The sequence below is a fragment of the Cyclobacteriaceae bacterium genome (genome assembly GCA_013141055.1).
Taxonomy (GTDB): domain Bacteria; phylum Bacteroidota; class Bacteroidia; order Cytophagales; family Cyclobacteriaceae; genus ELB16-189.
Map to the genome: position 1 here is coordinate 869804 of JABFRS010000002.1, position 17878 is coordinate 887681.

The window sequence follows — 17878 nt, forward strand, 5'->3', positions numbered from 1 at the left end:
TTGTTTTTTTATAAGTACTGATTTTCTCCTTCTCTTTATTAAAATTAGGCGGAGTTTGGAATTTTTCAGCATTTGAGTTTTTCGCTTCAACCAATCGCCATTAATCGTTTTCAGATTTGAGAGTACCCTCCATTAACTCTTCTTACTTTTCTTTGCTTGCCCAAAGAAAAGTAAGGCAAAAGAAAAGGCCCCACGAATGCTGCGCGTCTCTGATAGTTTTGCTCTTATTCTGATCATTTGGTGCATCGCCTTACGCCGCTCCATTCGTGGACGCCCGCCCGCCACGGCTGTCGGAGAACATTCACGGCTCATGTTATAGATTATGTTTCAGTCAGTCAAACGATGCAGAGCGCGTCGGAAAATCTTACCATGATAGAATGATGTTAAAGTGAATTTAAGAAAGGATTACAAATCCCTCTTCGCTCTGAAAACTATCCTTCGAATCGAACGGTGTCACAGACCTGTCCAACGATCCCATAAGATAAAGTATATAACTACTCTATTGAAACGCAAGAATAATCATCCATATTCCTCCGGTGAAAGAACCAATTATGCCTGTCCAAACCAAGGTGTCACTATATCCATAATCTTTCCGAGATTTATATTTGGAATTAAGACCTAAAAAAATCACTGCACATAGAATGAAGAACAATCCTATTAGCAACTTATCAACATCTATTGACATAAGATAAATTTAAATTATCCGATCTCAAAAAATTCAATACCCCAAAAAAACCAAACCATGCAAAATACATGCTAATGTGAATATTAGTGAATAGAAATGATCGATTTTCGAGAGTAAATACTCCATTAAGAAATATGATTAACATACCTGCAGCCGTTATAATTGTATAATATGTTGCGATCTTATTTCTACTTATTGAATGAAAATCAACGCCAAGTATCAGGAAACTGAGAAAACAAGTCAAATTAAAGACAATAACCCGAAGAAGAAATAAGTCTTCCCCAACTTCCTTATCAGGAAATATTCCAAAACTTAGCCATTGAATTCCCGAGAAAAGCAGAAGAACTTTCGCAATAAAAACTTGAATCTGTTTAGCCCGAATAGATAAAAATCCCATACAAAAAATAACAAGCAATCCACCAAGGATATGATAGCATAGATAAATCGCCAAGTTACCTCGATCAATACCCATTAAATAATAAGACGCAATACTTAATCTATCACTTTTTTCGAAAGATCCTGGCGAGTTAATGAACAGTAGGAAAAAACCCACAACAAATACTACCGTTATTAGCACACCTATAAATCGTAAGAAACCACTATAACTCATATTCTATTTTTTATCATCCTTAGAGCTATTAAATATTTATCTGCAGCCCAATTGAGAAATGTGTTATAGCCAAAAGTATGACCATCAACCACTCTATCGTTTACTACTTTTGCCGCCTCATTGGTTACCCAAACCGCTGGGCCGAATTTGCAATCCGGGCCTCCCTTGAAACACCATCTCCCAACGAAGGAGGATTCTTAATCCATACCATATCTTAACGTTAACTGCGCTCTGCACCCGAAAGCTTCACTATTCAATATAGCAAATCGTCATTAACCGTTTTCAGATTTGAGAGTACCCTCCATTAACTCTTCTTACTTTTCTTTGCTTGCCCAAAGAAAAGTAAGGCAAAAGAAAAGGCCCCACGAATGCTGCGCGTCTCTGATAGTTTTGCTCTTATTCTGATCATTTGGTGCATCGCCTTACGCCGCGCCATTCGTGGACGCCCACCCGCCACGGCTGTCGGGGAACATTCACGGTTCATGTTATAGATTATGTTTCAGTCAGTCAAACGATGCAGAGCGCGTCGGAAGATCTTACCATGATAGAATGATGCTAAAGTGAAATATTAAGAAAGGATTACAAATCTCTCTTCGCTCTGAAAACTCCTTCGAATCGGACGGGGTCACAGACCTCGCCCAACGATCCCCCGCGATAAAGTATATCCGGACTAGCAGGGGTTGAAGGCCAACCCAAACGAATAATAATCGTTCTGTCTGCACTACAGGCGATTTCACATGCTCCACCTTAAAATCATCAAAGTAAACTTCTACTAGATTCATATCTCTATCACCATGGACTTTCAGGTCTTCTTCTTGACACTCCTGATGCTATCCTTTTTAACCTGTACAATCTTACCTTCTGAAGTTATCCTGTAATCTATACTCAACGAATCCATGGTCGTGATCTCATCGATTTTTTCATAGTCATTAATAGATATTTTTAAGTCCGTAAGTTGAATCGTGGAATCATTTAAAAACTTTGAGTACCGATCATGACAATTCACAACTTCCTTCCCGTTGCCTTGGGAAACAGCATCACAGGAATGAAGTGTCAATTCGAGTCTGTCCAGCACTTGCTTGCTTGACATAACGAACATAATTACAGATTGGTAATCATCAGCATTTGCAAGTACCAAAATTGGCGTCGACTGATTAACCGCACTCTGTTTTGAGTAAAAGTACGCATCATAAGGAAGGGATTTTCCAAAAAAAGAATCAGTCAATTCAATTTTGTCACTTGGACTCAGCCGCCTTAATTTAAATTGAATTGCCTGACGATTGTAATCCTTTCCCAAACTATCATTTGAAATTATTCTCATGTCAGCGTATTTGAACAAGCTATCTGGATAGTCATCTTTTATTACAATGTTCTGTCTTGACGAGGTATTCGTACAACAGGAAGCAATAAACAAGACTAATAGATATAATATTTTATTTCTTATCATAAGTTACCTTATTTCGGTTCACATGTGAAATTCGCCTTCGTCGTAACGGCATTAGCAGTATTTGTAGACTGAGCTCCGGTATCTGGTTTAGTATCCCATTTATAAAATCCATTTATTCTATTCCCCCAATATTGAGATTCGCCATTAGTGATTAATTCAGAGACTCTTGGGCCAGAAGCTCCGCTTCCAGCAGTTCCACCCGAATCAATCATTTTCATTGAGATTATGCGACCATCATCACCCCTGATAACCTCAGAGATAATTCCCGTATGTCTAAAGTCATACTCTGGCTTAAGTTCCCCCTTACCAGTATTATTTAATGCCACGACAGTACCTACAACAACTTTACTCATATCACCTATATCGCCAACTTTTGGCAGATTTTGAGCAATCCGTTCAACGCCCCGCCCAGTGCCTTTTGCAACAGGATCAGATTCACCGCTGGGCCGGATTTGCAATCCGGGCCTCGCCTGAAACACCATCTCCCAACGAAGGAGGATTTTTAATCCATACCTATCTTAACGTTAACTGCGCTCTGAACTTGTAAGCTTCATCATCTATCCATCTGACCAATGCCGAATTGACTATTAAGAAAGGATTACAAATCCCTCTTCGCTCTGAAAACCATCCCTCGAATCGGACGCGGTCACAGACCTCGCCCAACATTCCCATATGATAAAGTATATCCAGACGAGCGGGAATATCCAGTATTCGCTACTGGAATGCAAGAATAATCATCCATATTCCTCCAACGAAAGAACCAATTATACCTGTCCAAATCAAAGTATCACTGTAACCATAATCCTTCCGAGATTTAAATTTTGAATTAAGCCTCAGAAAAATCAATGCACATAGAATGAAGAATAATCCTATCAGCAACTTATCAACGTCAACATCCATTGACATAAAATCAATTTAGACTATCGCAGGTTACAAATCCCTCTTCGCTTTGAAAACTATCCTTCGAATCGGACGAGGTCACAGACCTCGCCCAACGATTCCATATGATAAAGTATATCCAGACGAGCGGGAGCAGACTCCACCAACGACCCCACCCGATAAAGTATATTACAACAATATCACAACTCAATTTCAATGCCCTACAAGAGCTCGTTCAAGCACAATAGAATCCGATTTATGGACCTTACTAAGAAATGAACTTAAACTTGAATATTGACTTATCACAGCTAAAGAATGCTGTAGTATGTCCTTGACTGTATCAGGGCGACTTGTTATAGGATAATTTGCAAGTTTTTCATTTATCTTCACATGAAGTCTTTCTGTTATACCATCAACTTGCTTTAATGTTGTGTTAATCCGTTCATGTCGTTCAAGTATCCCTCTTATAGCTTCCTTATCTATCTCAGCACATTCTCTACTATCAAACACGAACCATCCAATCAAAACCCCTATCAGAATTGAAGGAATAATAATAAGTGTTTTACTAAAGTATTTCATATAATTAATTTGTTTTTTTTAAGTACTGATTTTCTCCTTCTCTTTATTAAAATTAGGCGGAGTTTAGAATTTTTCAGCATTTGAGTTTTTCGCTTCAACCAATCGTCATTAACCGTTTTCAGATTTGAGGGTACCCTCCATTAACTCTTCTTACTTTTCTTTGCTTGCCCAAAGAAAAGTAAGGCAAAAGAAAAGGCCCCACGAATGCTGCGCGTCTCTGATAGTTTTGCTCTTAATCTGATCATTTGGTGCATCGCCTTACGCCGCGCCATTCGTGGACGCCCACCCGCCACGGCTGTCGGGGAACATTCACGGTTCATGTTATAGATTATGTTTCAGTCAGTCAAACGATGCAGGGTGCGTTGGAAGATCTTACCATGATAGAATGATGTTAAAGTGAATTTAAGAAAGGATTACAAATCCCTCTTCGCTCTGAAAACTATCCTTCGAATCGGACGAGGTCACAGACCTCGCCCAACATTCCCATATGATAAAGTATATCCAGACGAGCGGGAATATCCAGTATTCGCTACTGGAATGCAAGAATAATCATCCATATTCCTCCAACGAAAGAACCAATTATACCTGTCCAAATCAAAGTATCACCGTAACCATAATCCTTCCGAGATTTAAATTTTAAATTAAGCCTCAGAAAAATCAATGCACATAGAATGAAGAATAATCCTATCAGCAACTTATCAACGTCAACATCCATTGACATAAAATCAATTTAGACTATCGCAGGTTACAAATCCCTCTTCGCTCTGAAAACTATCCTTCGAATCGGACGATGTCATAGACCTCGCCCAACATTCCCACACTCGCCCAAACATTCACCTCACGCCGACTGCACTGCCCCACCCTTTCCCTCCATCCACATCTTCTCCTTCTCCAGCTGTCGCTGCTCTTCCTTGCGCTGCTCTATGATCTTCTCCAGGTCGTGCGGGAAGATCACCACAAAATCCGTATGATGCTCATGACTCTCATTCAACGTAATGTCTCCCCCCAGCTTCTCCGTCGCCAGCTTCGCCAGGTATAAACCTATGCCCCCTGTCTCCGACCGCTCCGATATCCGCACAAACATGTGAAAGATATTCTCCCTGCTGGTCTGCACAATGCCCGTACCATTGTCCATCACATGCGCCACCACCTTCCCGCCTTCCTCACGCACGTAGATCTTCACGAACGACTTCACATGATCCGACTCATTATAAAACTTAACGGCATTGTCGATCAGGTTCTCAAGAATAAGACGCACCATCTCCGCATCCGACACCAGCCTGACATCCGATGCCACCTCATATTCAATATTGATCTTGGGAGCAACGCCCTTCTTCATCTGCAACGTGAGGATATCCTGGATGATGGGTTCAAAGTGGATCTCCTCCGGCTTCAGCTCCGCATGGTTGATACGGTTGACGATCAGCAGACGCGTTAACACCGTGTTCAGCTTCTCGGCGGTGAGGTCCAGCTTGCCGAGGTAGGCCAGCGCCTTTTCATCTTTCACATCCATGATGGCGAGGTTGACCATGCCCTTGAGACTTGCCAGCGGTCCGCGGATATCATGGGATGTCTTATAGATAAAGTTGTCGAGCTCGTCGTTGACTTTCACAAGAGCTTCGTTGGTGTGGACGAGCTCTTTGGTTTTCGTCTGCACCTGGTGATCGAGCAGGTGGTTCTGATCTTCGATGACGGTTTTGGCGGAGGCGAGTGCGTGGTTGACAGATTGTATCTTCCGGAAGTTGAGGTAGATGACCACCCCGAGTACGGCGGTGAGGAGGATGACGGCCGCAAGCAGCCAGTTGAGCAGGCGTTGCTGCAAGATCACCTCTTCATTGAGTGCAAGGTTCTGATCTTTGGCGGCGATGATGGCCAGGTTCTCCCGCTGGGCAAACTGCGTCTGCACCTTGTTGAGGTTCTTGATCACGCTGACGGCATAGATGCTGTCTTTTAATCCAGAGTACTTCCGCTGGAAGAAGTTGGCCTTTTCGAAGTTGCCAGCTCTCGTATAATAATCAGCACTCAATTCATAAACACTGAGAAGACTTTCCTTGTAAGGCGTAACCTCATCAAGAGCATCTAATTGATTCAAGTATACAAAGGCTATTGCCAATTCATCAATTGCAAGATGAACACGAGTAAGTTCCACTAGGCTTTCAACCTGAAATCTCTGATTGCCCTCCTTTGTTGAAAGATGAAGAGATTCTTCAAAATATTTTTTCGCTTCCTCAAAATTCTTCAATCCTAAAAAAGAGGTTCCAAGACCAAATTTTCCAATAATAACGATCTTAGTATCGCAATCTGTGGAACACATTTTAAAAGCCTTATGAAAATACTCTTGTGCAAGCTTATAATCTACCAACCAATTGTAGCATAATCCAATATTCAGATATAATTCAATAATATCGAATGTATCTTTGGTCTCCTCCTTTAACTTAAGAGATTGGAGGTAATAATCCAGAGCCAATTCGAAGTTTCCCAGTTTATAATAAACCAACCCAATATTATTCAATGAGATGCTGATCTGTTTTTTATCTCCATCAGCCTCTCTCATTATTAAAGACTGAAAATGATACTCCAATGCTTTGTCATACTCAGCTTTAAAGGTATAGCCTAAAGCAAGGGAGTTTAGGATCAGTTTTGTTTCTTTATCAAAAAAATTTCTTTTTGATATTGGCAAAGTTTCTGTTAGAATTTCAATCGATTTATCAAGCTGATCAACACGTCTATAAAGCTGACCTGCTATTCTTCCAGATTTCACAATTCGCAAACTATCACCTTCTTTTTTAGCATAAGCGTTAGACGATCTTGCGTAGTCTAACGCCTTCAGATTATCAACATCAAAAAGTTCATACGCTAGACCCCATAATACATTGAATCTACTAGTATCGTGGACATTTGCTAACTCTTTTTTTAGGGAATCAATCTTAGCCTCTTGCCCAAAAGCAGCCACATGCGGAAGGATGAGACAGGATAAAACGATAAACAAAAAATGACTTTTTTGGTACACAGGTAATTTTTTACAAAATATTACATAGGACATATTTAGTTGGTTTTACAAATTTGACCAAACCAACATGAAACCTCAAATTAACAAAACCTAATCTCAACTCTATGAAAAAACTATTATTCATTATCGTTCTTCTTGTTATTAGTTCTTTTGCAATAACGTCCTGCACGGAACAAGAAATAAAACCTAAAGCAGGAGGTAATGGAGGTATTGGTTCAGATCCCAAATAATTTTATGAGAACGAAAATTCTACTTCTCATACTTGCCCTGATTATCTTCCTGGGGGCAACCAAAGTGGGGAAGACTCCTCAGACGGCTAAGAACAGGGATTCTGCAACGACACTAAACTATCAAGCCGGGACTTTAGGGGGTATTGTTTCTGAAGATCATTAAACAAAATCAAGTAAGCCATTCACTATAATCGGATGGCTTACTTGATTTTATTGTTAAAGTGATATCGATTAACATATCCAATTAACCTCTGCGTCATTGATTCCGCTTCTTTAAAGTAAATTATCTTTTCTTCTGGCAAATCCATTTTTGCGGCTTCTGATAAACCTTTGATTGTCGCCAAGGAAGAGTTTAGGTCATTCGAAACAAGACTTAATATATGGGCTTGCTCGTCATGAGCGTGCTTAAGATCATTCCTATTCTTTTCCAGTTCAATAGTTCTTTCTTTAACTTTTTGATCAAGTAAAATATTTATCCTTTGTTTGATTCTATTTCTTCGAAATAATATTATCAACAGGCCTGTTACAAGCAATCCAATAACAGAGATCATTACAATTAAAATTTTTTGTTGAGATAATGATTCTTCTTGCAGTTTTAATATACGACCTTGTGATTCAATTTGTCCAAGATTTTCTCGTTCACTCATTTTAGCCTGAACTTTAAATAAATCTCTATTTATCTCTTCACTTAACCTTTTATCTCTTAACTCCGAGTACTTAATAAAGTACAAGTTTGAAACTGTCGAATTTTTAACTTTGTCATAGTATACAGCATTCGATCGATAGATACTAGCCAATAATTCTGGATATTGATCTTTTTGCGATATTTGATCAATCGAGTCCAAATAAATCTTTGATTTAGCAAAATTGTTAGTCTCTAAGAAAAGAGTTATTAAACCTATCAAATTTTCCAATTGATGTCTTCTCGAGCCTTCTCTTATTGATATTTCTAGAGATTTTTCAAAATGCATCTGAGATTCATGATAAGATTTTTTCGCAAGCCAAAAATATCCAAGACCAAATTCCCTTGCCATAACTACGTTATAACTGCAGTTAGGATAGCAAATAATATTTGCTTGATCAAAGTATTTTTTTGATTCGTTATACTCTTTAAGTTCACCGTAACAAAGACCAATGTTAATAAATATTAAATCTAAGCTTGTCGAATCACTAATTTCTTCCTTTAATTTGACCGATTTTAAAAAATACTCTAGCGCTAGACTATAATTCTCTATTCTAAAATAAACTATTCCAATGTTGTTTAGAGAGACACTAATTTCCCTTTTGTCTCCCTCAAATTCCCTCATCACCAAAGATTGAAAATTATAATCTAGAGCCTTGGTGTACTCAGATCGTTCCACATGCGCAGTAGCTAAAGCATTTAGAATAATCTTCAGTTCCTTTTTCAATTTATGACGTTTTGCCATGAACAACACTGAATTGAGAACATCAATAGCATCTTCTACTCTATCAACCCTCCTTAGCAGCTGGCCATAGATTCTGCCTGATTTAACTATACTCAATGTGTCGCGATGAATTAAAGCAAATTCATGAGCCTGTGACGCGTAGTCTAAAGCTTGAAAATTGTCCACGTCAAAAAGCTCGTACGCAAGACCCCAAAGGATATCAAAGCGATTTGCCTCTTTATTATTCGTCAGTTCATTTTTTAATGAATCAATACGCGGATTCTGAGCCTGCAAGAATTGAATCATCAGGTTAAAAAAAATGAAACCGCAAAATAGTTGCGTTTTTTTCATTTAAATTACTGTTCGAAATGAAAGGGTGACATTGTAATTATAATTAAAAGTTAATAAAAATGTTTTACTTATTTAAGTCCAAAACATCTTTTGAGGCTGAAGTATCTCGACAAGCCATGGAAATTTGTGAACAGGCTATTAACGAAATGGGGGCTGAAATACATGATGATCTCATTCAAAAAATCTCCGTGTTTAGGCTTTACCTCGACCGGCTTGATCGCTCTAAGGAAAATAAAAGAGAAGTGGATTCTCTTATTGTTGGAATGAATGCTGACTTTGAGGAAATAGTTCAATCTATTCGTCGCATCTCTCGAAGATTGCTGCCTGCTAAAATGGAAGATGATTCCTTTCAAAAAGGGATCATTATGCTCTGCCAGAATCTTGAACGTCCTGGCGGAGGAACTATTCACTTTGAGAATGTTGGTCAAGAACAAAAAATACCTGAACTCGCAGAGATTTATCTTTTCAGGATTATACAGGAACTGATACATAACGCACTTAAGCACTCTTCTGCATGGCATGTCTGGATTCGACTGCAATGGCTTGAAAATAAAGTCATAATTGAAGTTGAGGATGATGGGACAGGGTTCTCCAAGGTTCCAGAATTCATTGAGATACTTCAGAAAAAGCATAATACACTAAGAATGAGATCAAATGTAATCGGAGCCAAACTAAGCTATCACAAGGGCATCAAAGGACTATTGGCAAAGGTATTTTACCGAATTGATTAAAAAGATAGAAGCATCTTTAATGCTTCATAAAATCCCATTTCGGTAAGCATAAGCCAGTAAAGCTGCTGAGTTAGGGACACCTAATTTCTTTATGAGTCGAGTTCGATATGTTTCCGTGGTAGCCTCTGTCATCTTGAGCTTAACCGCCATTTCTTTCGTGGTTAGTCCACTAGCGATGATCCTCAACAATTCATTTTCTTGAAAGCTGAGCAAAACTGGAGGGATATGATCCCAGCGATGCGCATTATTCTGAATGATCCCCGAAATTTTTTCCTGAAAGAAATGATCGGAAGTCATTACCTCTTTAATGGTTCTTACAATTTCTGTGTATCCATCAAGTTTAAACACAATACCATTCACACCTACCTTCAGAAGATTTATGATGAGTTCCACCCCCTCCAGTCCGGTAACAACAATCACTTTCGGTCGCCTTTCCTTTAAGGAAAGTTCAGCAATAATCTCCTGACCCTTAGCACCAGGAAGTTTAATATCAAGAAGTATAATATCAATAGGATGACTATGAAGCTGCTCCCAAAATGAAACTGAGTCACACGCCTCATGAATATCTTTAACAAATTCCTCTCTCTCCAGTAATGAACGCATCCCTTGGCGGATAAGAGCTTCATCTTCTACCAACAACATACTGATTTTTTTCATAATATAACGTTAAGTGCTATTATCTAAAAATAAAACAGCCATAACGAAGATAATACATCACTCACATCCGCCAATGGATTTCTAACGCGAGATGTGTATGGTTTTCCTGACTATTAGTCATAGGGAGTTGCCTCCTGACAACAAGGGTAGCATATTCGAATTATGGTCGGCCACCAACTGAGTCAAACAGATTTTTGACAGCCCTTTCCGGAGGCAATCCGGTTATTAAAAATCCTCAATCAAATGAAAAATTTTCAAAATGCCGCACTAACTGAGCTTACCTACAATGAAAGCAAAGAAACATCTGGAGGCGATGTGATTGTATTCTTTTTCGTAGGAGTGGCTTTAGCATACTTCGAACAAAGAGTCCTACCAAGATTGCGGCAACAACACCAACAACAACAATGTCCTGAGGAGGTTGCACCTGTTGAAGAAGTTTGCTGTTAATAAACAGTTAGCATAATCTCTTAAGAATTTCATTCTTAAATTCAGTGTGCTTTGCTCATCAAAGCACACTTTTTTCAATATACTAAGTCATGAAACTAAAGCAAATACGATCGATTTACATTCATATTATGATCATGGTAAATCTTGGAATAGTGATAGCATCTTCAGTTATCTACTATCAATATGAAGAATTGGAAGTCTTCATGCAAAGCGGAATTATTATCTGCTGTTCGCTTCTATGCCTTGCCCCCCTTTACTTGATAGAGAATTCAAACAAAAAAACATAATAAACAGGTATTTATGTCTGAGAAATCCAATATACCAAACCTCAATCGGGCTTTACCCAAAATCACAATACCACAAAATGCCTCAAGATCTGGAGTAATTTACATTTTCTCCATATTAGCCTTTATTGCAGTTTTTTGCGGTCTTTCATTTATAAAAATTTCTATTAGCATAAAATCACTTGGTCTGATACGCCCTGCAAGTAAAATCCACTCCATTAGATCAATGGTCAACGGACAAATCAAAGAGTCATTTTTTTTAGAAAACTCCAATGTTGAAAAGGGTCAAACTTTATACACTTTAGAAAACGAATTAAACTCCGAAAAAGAAAAAAATCTTCAGATAAAAATAGATGAACTTCAAGATTATCTTAGAGATCTTACACTATTGGTGAGTGATGAAATCTTATCTTATAAATTTTATACAGCATTATACAAACAATCATTTCTACAGTACCAGCAAAAACTGCATTGGGGACTTACGCACTATCAGAAGGCGAAGAACGATTTCGAAAGAAACAAAAAACTTCACAATCAAAAAGTAATCACAGATGTTGATCTGGAGAATTTTCAATTTGAACTTGAGAAAGCCAACGATGATCTCAAGACCCTGAAACAAACTCAATTAAATCAATGGCAGTCTGAAAAAAGAAATATCGAAAAAGAAATTCAAGAAAATAAATCTCAAGTCGGACTACTGCTAAAGGAGAAGCACTATCTTCAAATTGTTGCTCCTGTTACTGGAACACTTCAGAATATGCAAGGACTGTCTAAAGGAAGTATTGTGCTCTCTAATCAGGAGTTGGGGCAAATATCACCTGACACGAGTCTTATAATAGAAGCAATGATCCCTTCTAATGACATAGGATTTATTCATATCGATATGCCAGTCCGCTTTCAAATAGATGCATATAATTACAATTACTGGGGCTTTGCGGCAGGAAAAGTACTACTGATTTCCCGTGACATAAAGATCATCGAGAACAAACCTGTATTTGAAGTTCGTTGCTCTTTGGATAAGGACTTTCTTCAATTAAAAAACGGTCAGAAAGTTCTGCTAAGGAAGGGAATGACACTCAGATCTCATTTTATAGTTACTGAAAGAACTTTGTGGCAATTATTATTTGATAAGGTTGATGATTGGATTAATCCAAATCTTTAAAACAGGTGATGAATAAGGGTACTAAGGTAAAACAAAGAGACATCACGGATTGCGGTGCCGCATGTCTTGCGTCTATCGCTGCTCATTACAAACTTCGATACCCAGTTGCCCGCATTCGTCAATTAGCTTCAACAGATAAAAAAGGCACTAACGTACTTGGAATGATCGAAGCAGCAAAGCAACTTGGGATCGACTCTAAAGGCGTAAGGGGAACTTTTGAAAGTCTCTCCACAATTCCGTTGCCAGCTGTTGCGCACGTGACCGTCAAAGAAGTGCTCCATCATTTCATAGTCATCTATAAAGTAAAGACGCATTACATCGAAATAATGGATCCTGCAGATGGTCAAATGCATCAGTTGGGAAATGAAGAATTCAAGAAGACATGGACAGGGGTTTTAATACTTATGCTCCCCGAAGAAAGCTTTCAAAAAGGAAATCTAAAAGAATCTGTTTTCAATCGACTATGGACATTAGTAAAGCCTCATAAATCAGTTCTGATCCAGGCATTATTCGGAGCATTGGTCTACACTTTCATTGGACTTAGCACTTCTATCTACGTTCAAAAAATAGTCGACTACGTACTGATTGATGGAAATCGTAATCTTCTCAATCTCATGAGTGTTGTCATGTTTGCTCTTATGCTGACTGCCATTTTCATCGGCTACATGAAGAGCTTGTTCACCCTCCAAACCGGTCAGATAATTGATACTAGATTGATTCTGGGGTACTATAAGCACCTGCTTAAGTTGCCACAGCAATTCTTCGACACGATGCGCGTGGGAGAAGTACTATCGAGGATTAATGATGCCGTCAAGATCAGGGCATTTATCAATGACGTATTTATCAATCTCGCAGTCAATTTCTTCATCATTGTACTTTCTTTTTGCCTGATGTTCACCTACTACTGGAAGCTAGCAATCATCATGCTACTGGTCATTCCTTTTTATTCCATTATTTATCTGATTACAAACAGGCTAAATAAAAAAGTCGAGCGAAGATTGATGGAAAACTCAGCAGAACTGGAAGCCCAGCTCGTAGAGTCCATTCACGCCATGAGCACCATCAAGAGCCTGGGACTGGAGGAACAGGCTCAATATAAAACTGAGGATAGGTTCTACACACTCCTCAACACAGTCTACCAATCAGGACTCAACGCCCTTTCATCCGGCTTTTCAACGGAGTTTGTCTCGCGCTCCTTTACCATCTTACTGCTCTGGATCGGCGCGGGGTTTGTCCTCGATCAGCAAATAACACCCGGAGAACTTCTCTCCTTCTATGCTCTGATTGGTTACTTCACCTCCCCCGTCAGCAACACCATCGGCTTGAACAAGATCTTCCAAAATGCATACATCGCCGCCGATCGGTTATTTGAAATCATTGATCTCCAACATGAGGATGAAGAGAACAAAATTGAACTCACTCCCTCCATGATCGGAGATATCCGGTTTAAAGATGTCTTCTTCCGCTACGGAACCCGAACCACGGTATTTGAGGGATTAAACCTCCTCATCCCCAAAAGTAGCGTCGTGGCACTGGTCGGGGAAAGCGGCTCTGGCAAGTCCACCATCATCCACATCATCCAAAAACTCTATCCGATCCTTTCAGGAAATGTTCACATCGGTGAATACGATCTGAAATACCTGGATCATCATTCCTTAAGAAAACTGATCGCCATTGTTCCGCAGAAGATCGATCTGTTTGCAGGCAATGTCATTGATAACATCGCTGCAGGAGACCCTACACCGGACATGAAAAAGATCATCTCCATCAGCACCTCCCTGGGCATTCTTGATTTTATCGAAAGATTACCCAATGGATTCAATACCTACCTCGGTGAAAATGGCGCCACACTCTCCGGGGGTCAGAAGCAAAGAATTGCCATCGCACGTGCACTCTACCGCGATCCCGAGATCCTGATCCTCGATGAAGCTACCTCCTCCCTCGATGCAGCATCAGAACAATATGTACAGAAGATGATCCAAATCCTCAGAAGCCAGGGAAAGACCGTCATCATCATTGCCCACCGCCTCAGCACCATCGCCCTCGCCGACAAGATCGTGCTGATTGAAAACGGTAAAGTCCTGGAAGAAGGCAGCCACTCCTCCCTCTTCAACAAGAAGAGCCACTACTATGAGTGGTGTAGGAATCAATATCCGGTTGAGGTGCCTGCGGAATTGTGAGGGTCTTATGAATTCCTCTCACTTGAATCGTCAGATCCAATCAAAAAACAATCGATGCATTAACTTCTACTTCACCTTAAACTCCACTCCCATTCTCGCCTGAACTCCCTGTAGGGTCTTCACCTTCTGCCACTCTTCATACATCGGATAGTACACTCCCAGCTCGGAACGTATCGCGCTCCTGGTGTTGTCCTCTTCCCAGTTGTTCATCAGTCGTTCAATGAAAGGTCGTGGCTGCGGATAATAGCGAAGCTTGTAATCTTCAACTCCCGCCTTGCTTGCCGCGATCTTCACCGCATCATCAAAGCCACCAATGACATCGGCCAGGCCGTTGCCCTTCGCCTGCGTCCCCGTCCACACTCGTCCAGATGCGATCTTCTTGATGTTGTCCTGCGTCATGCCTCTTCCTGCCGCAGCCTTGCTTGTAAACGTCTCATAGATCTCATCCACGGATTTCTGCATAATGCTCTTCTCAACATCCGTCATCGTATGAGCAACACTCAGCATCTCCCCGATCTCACCGGTCTTTACCTCCTCTGATGTAATGCCAATCTTGTTGTCAAGGAATTTGCTAAGATCAAACGTGATACCGAATACTCCGATTGAACCGGTAATGGTAGTCGGCTGTGCCACGATCGTATCACATACCATGGCAATGTAATAACCTCCCGATGCAGCATAGTCTCCCATCGATGCGATCACCGGTTTCTGTTTTGTCGCCAGCATCAGCTCTCTCCACATCATGTCTCCTGCCTGGAAAACTCCACCCGGAGAATTTACTCTCAGCACAATGGCTTTCACGCGGTCGCTGTTCCGGGCTTTTCTTACCTGCTGTACAATCGTCTCCGCACCCACGTTGCCCTGGTCTGCTTTGCCCAATACAATATTTCCATCAGCAACGATCACAGCGATCTCATTCGCCGAAGAGCCTGAAGAGGTATATGATTTTTTATACTTGCGATAGGTCACAAAAGGAATCGTCGCCTTTTTCTCCAGTCCCAGCTTGCCGCGGATAATGTCTTTGATCTCATCATCATAATACAATGAATCAACAAGGCCATAGGTAACGGCATCCGGTGCACTGCGCACCAGCATCTTGTCAGAGATCTCTCTTAATTTTTCTACCGGGATGTTGCGGGCGTCTGAAATTCCGCTGAGCATATCTCCATAGATTGAATTCAGCATGGAGTTGAGCTGCAGTTTATTCTCTTCACTGAGATCTTCGCGGATCAATGGCTCTACGGCACTTTTAAAATCTCCGACACGGAAGATCTCTGGCTTGATGTCCAGCTTGTCAAACATCTTCTTGAAGAATAATACTTCCGATGTCAGTCCATTGAACTCAACTTCGCCTTCATTATACATATACACCTTATCGGCGGCTGTTGCCAGGTAGTAGGCTCCTTCGGTATAGAAATCAGAATAGGAAATAACCCACTTGCCGGATTTTTTGAAATCGATCAGCGAATTTCTAAGCTCCTGGATCGACGCCGTTCCGGTCATCAGGTAGGATGTATTGAGATAGATCCCCTCAATGTTAGGATCCGTTTCAGCATGTTGAATAGCTTCTTTCAATTGCAAAAGGCCATAGCTCTGGTTTCCCGTTCCCGGAATGATCTCGGCAAGAGCATCCTCCATTTCAAGTTCAGTGATCGGCGCTTCCAGGTTGAGATGAAGCACGGATTTTTCGCCTATGGAAACCTGGCTATCAGTTGAAAGCCCTGCCAGCATCGCAATGGATAAAAATATGATGACCACAAAAGCGACAACGGTGCCCAGGCAGGAAGCGAAAAACAACTTAAAAAAATTCATAACACTGATTTAGACCGCAAAAATATCAATTTTACAGTATGGTACGGGCATTCCTTCTTTTAGGTTCAAATCAGGGTGATCGGCGGCAATATATAGATGCAGCTTTCCTTGAAATTCATTCGCTTGGCAGTGATGCTTATCACTCTTCAATGTATGAAACTGCTGCCTGGGGAAAGGAAGACCAGTCACCTTTTCTCAACCAGGTGGTTGTGCTCACTACCGGTTTATCTCCGGAGGATCTGTTAAGAGCAATTCTTTCAATTGAGTCCGGCCTCGGAAGGATACGGATGGAAAAATGGGGAAGCCGCACCATCGATATCGACATTCTTTTCTATGGTGAGGAGATCATATCCCAACCTGATCTGGTCGTTCCTCATCCCGCCATTGCTCAACGAAGATTTACACTGGAGCCCATGGCAGAACTTGTTCCGGAAATGATCCATCCTGTACTTAAAAAAAGTATGCGGCAATTACTGGATGAATGCACGGATACGCTTCCTGCTATTAAAATAAATTAGCTTTACGCGCTTTGAGCTTCCGCCTGCGGGGCGATCTTCTTCACCAATCCCTGGAGAACTTTTCCGGGACCGCATTCTACAAAAAGGGTGGCACCATCGTTCACCATGCTTTGCACACATTGCGTCCATCGCACCGGTGAGGTCAGTTGGTCAATAAGATTCTTCTTAATAACAGCAACATCTTTGGATGGCTGTGCATTCACATTCTGATATACAGGACAGATGGGAGTGCTGAAGTGTGTTGATTCAATAGCTTTTGCAAGCTCTTCCTTAGCGGGCTCCATCAACGGTGAGTGGAATGCTCCTCCTACCTGTAATGGCAGTGCGCGTTTTGCTCCGGCAGCTTTAAGTTTTTCAATGGCAATCTCAATTCCCTTCATGGATCCGGAGATCACCAGCTGTCCCGGGCAATTATAATTTGCAGCAACAACGATCTCTTCTTTTATAGATGCACATATCTCCTCTACCTTGCTGTCATCAAGACCGAGAACTGCCGCCATGGTAGAAGGGTTTATTTCACAGGCACGCTGCATGGCATGAGCACGTTTGGCAACAAGCTTCAGCGCATCTTCAAATGACAACGCCTTGTTGGCAACAAGAGAAGAAAATTCGCCCAGTGAATGACCCGCTACCATCTACGGGGCAAAGGATGCGCTCGAGAGTGCTACCGCAACAGAATGAATAAAAACCGCCGGCTGGGTAACGTTGGTTTGCTTTAGCTCATCCGCCGTTCCGGCAAACATCGTATCGGTGATGTTGAAGCCCAGGATCTTGTTAGCCTCATCAAACAATGCTTTTGCCTGGGGATTGGAATCATAAATGTCCTTGCCCATTCCTGTGAACTGGGCACCCTGACCCGGAAAAATATATGCCTTCATGAAATCGAAATT

General features: G+C 40.8%; 14 protein-coding genes and 1 pseudogene. 6 read left to right on the top strand and 9 right to left on the bottom strand.

The annotated features are described in order from the left end of the window. Positions 1 to 668: 668 nt before the first annotated feature. The 5 genes from HOP08_18405 to HOP08_18425 form a co-directional block, all read right to left on the bottom strand. A complete protein-coding gene (locus HOP08_18405) occupies positions 669 to 1295 on the bottom strand; it encodes a hypothetical protein (GenBank protein NOT76900.1) in 627 nt (208 codons plus the stop codon). 802 nt (positions 1296 to 2097) lie between these two features. After that, a complete protein-coding gene (locus HOP08_18410; GenBank protein ID NOT76901.1) occupies positions 2098 to 2616 on the bottom strand; it encodes a hypothetical protein in 519 nt (172 codons plus the stop codon). A gap of 134 nt (positions 2617 to 2750) precedes the next feature. Further along, the gene (locus HOP08_18415) at positions 2751 to 3200 is read right to left on the bottom strand and encodes a hypothetical protein (protein NOT76902.1); all 450 of its coding nucleotides are present in this window, start codon (positions 3198 to 3200) and stop codon (positions 2751 to 2753) included. 634 nt (positions 3201 to 3834) lie between these two features. Further along, positions 3835 to 4200 carry a hypothetical protein gene (locus HOP08_18420; GenBank protein ID NOT76903.1) on the bottom strand — a complete coding sequence of 122 codons (366 nt, stop codon included), beginning with the start codon at positions 4198 to 4200 and terminating at the stop codon, positions 3835 to 3837. Positions 4201 to 5038: 838 nt separating this feature from the next. Then, positions 5039 to 7189 carry a tetratricopeptide repeat-containing sensor histidine kinase gene (locus HOP08_18425; GenBank protein NOT76904.1) on the bottom strand — a complete coding sequence of 717 codons (2151 nt, stop codon included), beginning with the start codon at positions 7187 to 7189 and terminating at the stop codon, positions 5039 to 5041. A gap of 255 nt (positions 7190 to 7444) precedes the next feature. Here HOP08_18425 and HOP08_18430 point away from each other — a divergent pair, with 255 nt between their 5' ends. Further along, on the top strand, positions 7445 to 7603 hold the full coding sequence (locus tag HOP08_18430) for a hypothetical protein (protein ID NOT76905.1): 159 nt from the start codon (positions 7445 to 7447) through the stop codon (positions 7601 to 7603). Between the two features lie 37 nt (positions 7604 to 7640). On the opposite strand, the gene HOP08_18435 is transcribed toward HOP08_18430, so the two are convergent. After that, complete coding sequence (locus tag HOP08_18435; GenBank protein NOT76906.1) at positions 7641 to 9197, bottom strand: tetratricopeptide repeat protein; 1557 nt, start codon at positions 9195 to 9197, stop codon at positions 7641 to 7643. 59 nt (positions 9198 to 9256) lie between these two features. Here HOP08_18435 and HOP08_18440 point away from each other — a divergent pair, with 59 nt between their 5' ends. Next, the gene (locus HOP08_18440) at positions 9257 to 9928 is read left to right on the top strand and encodes a hypothetical protein (protein ID NOT76907.1); all 672 of its coding nucleotides are present in this window, start codon (positions 9257 to 9259) and stop codon (positions 9926 to 9928) included. 24 nt (positions 9929 to 9952) lie between these two features. Here the strand turns inward: HOP08_18440 and HOP08_18445 are convergent, their stop codons facing one another. Beyond that, positions 9953 to 10585, bottom strand: coding sequence for a response regulator transcription factor (locus HOP08_18445; GenBank protein NOT76908.1), 633 nt, complete (start codon positions 10583 to 10585; stop codon positions 9953 to 9955). A gap of 243 nt (positions 10586 to 10828) precedes the next feature. Between HOP08_18445 and HOP08_18450 the strand changes: the two genes are divergently transcribed. The 3 genes from HOP08_18450 to HOP08_18460 all read left to right on the top strand — a co-directional run bounded on the left by HOP08_18450 (position 10829) and on the right by HOP08_18460 (position 14658). After that, complete coding sequence (locus tag HOP08_18450) at positions 10829 to 11032, top strand: hypothetical protein (GenBank protein ID NOT76909.1); 204 nt, start codon at positions 10829 to 10831, stop codon at positions 11030 to 11032. Positions 11033 to 11332: 300 nt separating this feature from the next. Further along, positions 11333 to 12478 (top strand): HlyD family efflux transporter periplasmic adaptor subunit, encoded by a 1146-nt coding sequence (locus tag HOP08_18455; GenBank protein NOT76910.1) that lies wholly within the window; start codon positions 11333 to 11335, stop codon positions 12476 to 12478. Positions 12479 to 12486: 8 nt separating this feature from the next. Continuing rightward, on the top strand, positions 12487 to 14658 hold the full coding sequence (locus tag HOP08_18460; GenBank protein ID NOT76911.1) for a peptidase domain-containing ABC transporter: 2172 nt from the start codon (positions 12487 to 12489) through the stop codon (positions 14656 to 14658). Between the two features lie 66 nt (positions 14659 to 14724). On the opposite strand, the gene sppA is transcribed toward HOP08_18460, so the two are convergent. Beyond that, positions 14725 to 16470, bottom strand: coding sequence for a signal peptide peptidase SppA (gene sppA / locus HOP08_18465; GenBank protein ID NOT76912.1), 1746 nt, complete (start codon positions 16468 to 16470; stop codon positions 14725 to 14727). Positions 16471 to 16508: 38 nt separating this feature from the next. Here sppA and folK point away from each other — a divergent pair, with 38 nt between their 5' ends. Then, positions 16509 to 16988, top strand: coding sequence for a 2-amino-4-hydroxy-6-hydroxymethyldihydropteridine diphosphokinase (gene folK / locus HOP08_18470; protein ID NOT76913.1), 480 nt, complete (start codon positions 16509 to 16511; stop codon positions 16986 to 16988). Between the two features lie 2 nt (positions 16989 to 16990). Here the strand turns inward: folK and fabD are convergent. Then, positions 16991 to 17866, bottom strand: a pseudogene (fabD, locus tag HOP08_18475) (ACP S-malonyltransferase). Positions 17867 to 17878: the final 12 nt, after the last annotated feature.

Coding starts and splice junctions, on each gene's coding strand:
- HOP08_18405 (NOT76900.1), bottom strand. CDS start 1,295: ATGAGTTATAGTGGTTTCTTACGATTTATAGGTGTGCTAATAACGGTA.
- HOP08_18410 (NOT76901.1), bottom strand. CDS start 2,616: ATGAGAATAATTTCAAATGATAGTTTGGGAAAGGATTACAATCGTCAG.
- HOP08_18420 (NOT76903.1), bottom strand. CDS start 4,200: ATGAAATACTTTAGTAAAACACTTATTATTATTCCTTCAATTCTGATA.
- HOP08_18430 (NOT76905.1), top strand. CDS start 7,445: ATGAGAACGAAAATTCTACTTCTCATACTTGCCCTGATTATCTTCCTG.
- HOP08_18435 (NOT76906.1), bottom strand. CDS start 9,197: ATGAAAAAAACGCAACTATTTTGCGGTTTCATTTTTTTTAACCTGATG.
- HOP08_18440 (NOT76907.1), top strand. CDS start 9,257: ATGTTTTACTTATTTAAGTCCAAAACATCTTTTGAGGCTGAAGTATCT.
- HOP08_18445 (NOT76908.1), bottom strand. CDS start 10,585: ATGAAAAAAATCAGTATGTTGTTGGTAGAAGATGAAGCTCTTATCCGC.
- HOP08_18450 (NOT76909.1), top strand. CDS start 10,829: ATGAAAAATTTTCAAAATGCCGCACTAACTGAGCTTACCTACAATGAA.
- HOP08_18455 (NOT76910.1), top strand. CDS start 11,333: ATGTCTGAGAAATCCAATATACCAAACCTCAATCGGGCTTTACCCAAA.
- HOP08_18460 (NOT76911.1), top strand. CDS start 12,487: ATGAATAAGGGTACTAAGGTAAAACAAAGAGACATCACGGATTGCGGT.
- sppA (NOT76912.1), bottom strand. CDS start 16,470: ATGAATTTTTTTAAGTTGTTTTTCGCTTCCTGCCTGGGCACCGTTGTC.
- folK (NOT76913.1), top strand. CDS start 16,509: ATGGTACGGGCATTCCTTCTTTTAGGTTCAAATCAGGGTGATCGGCGG.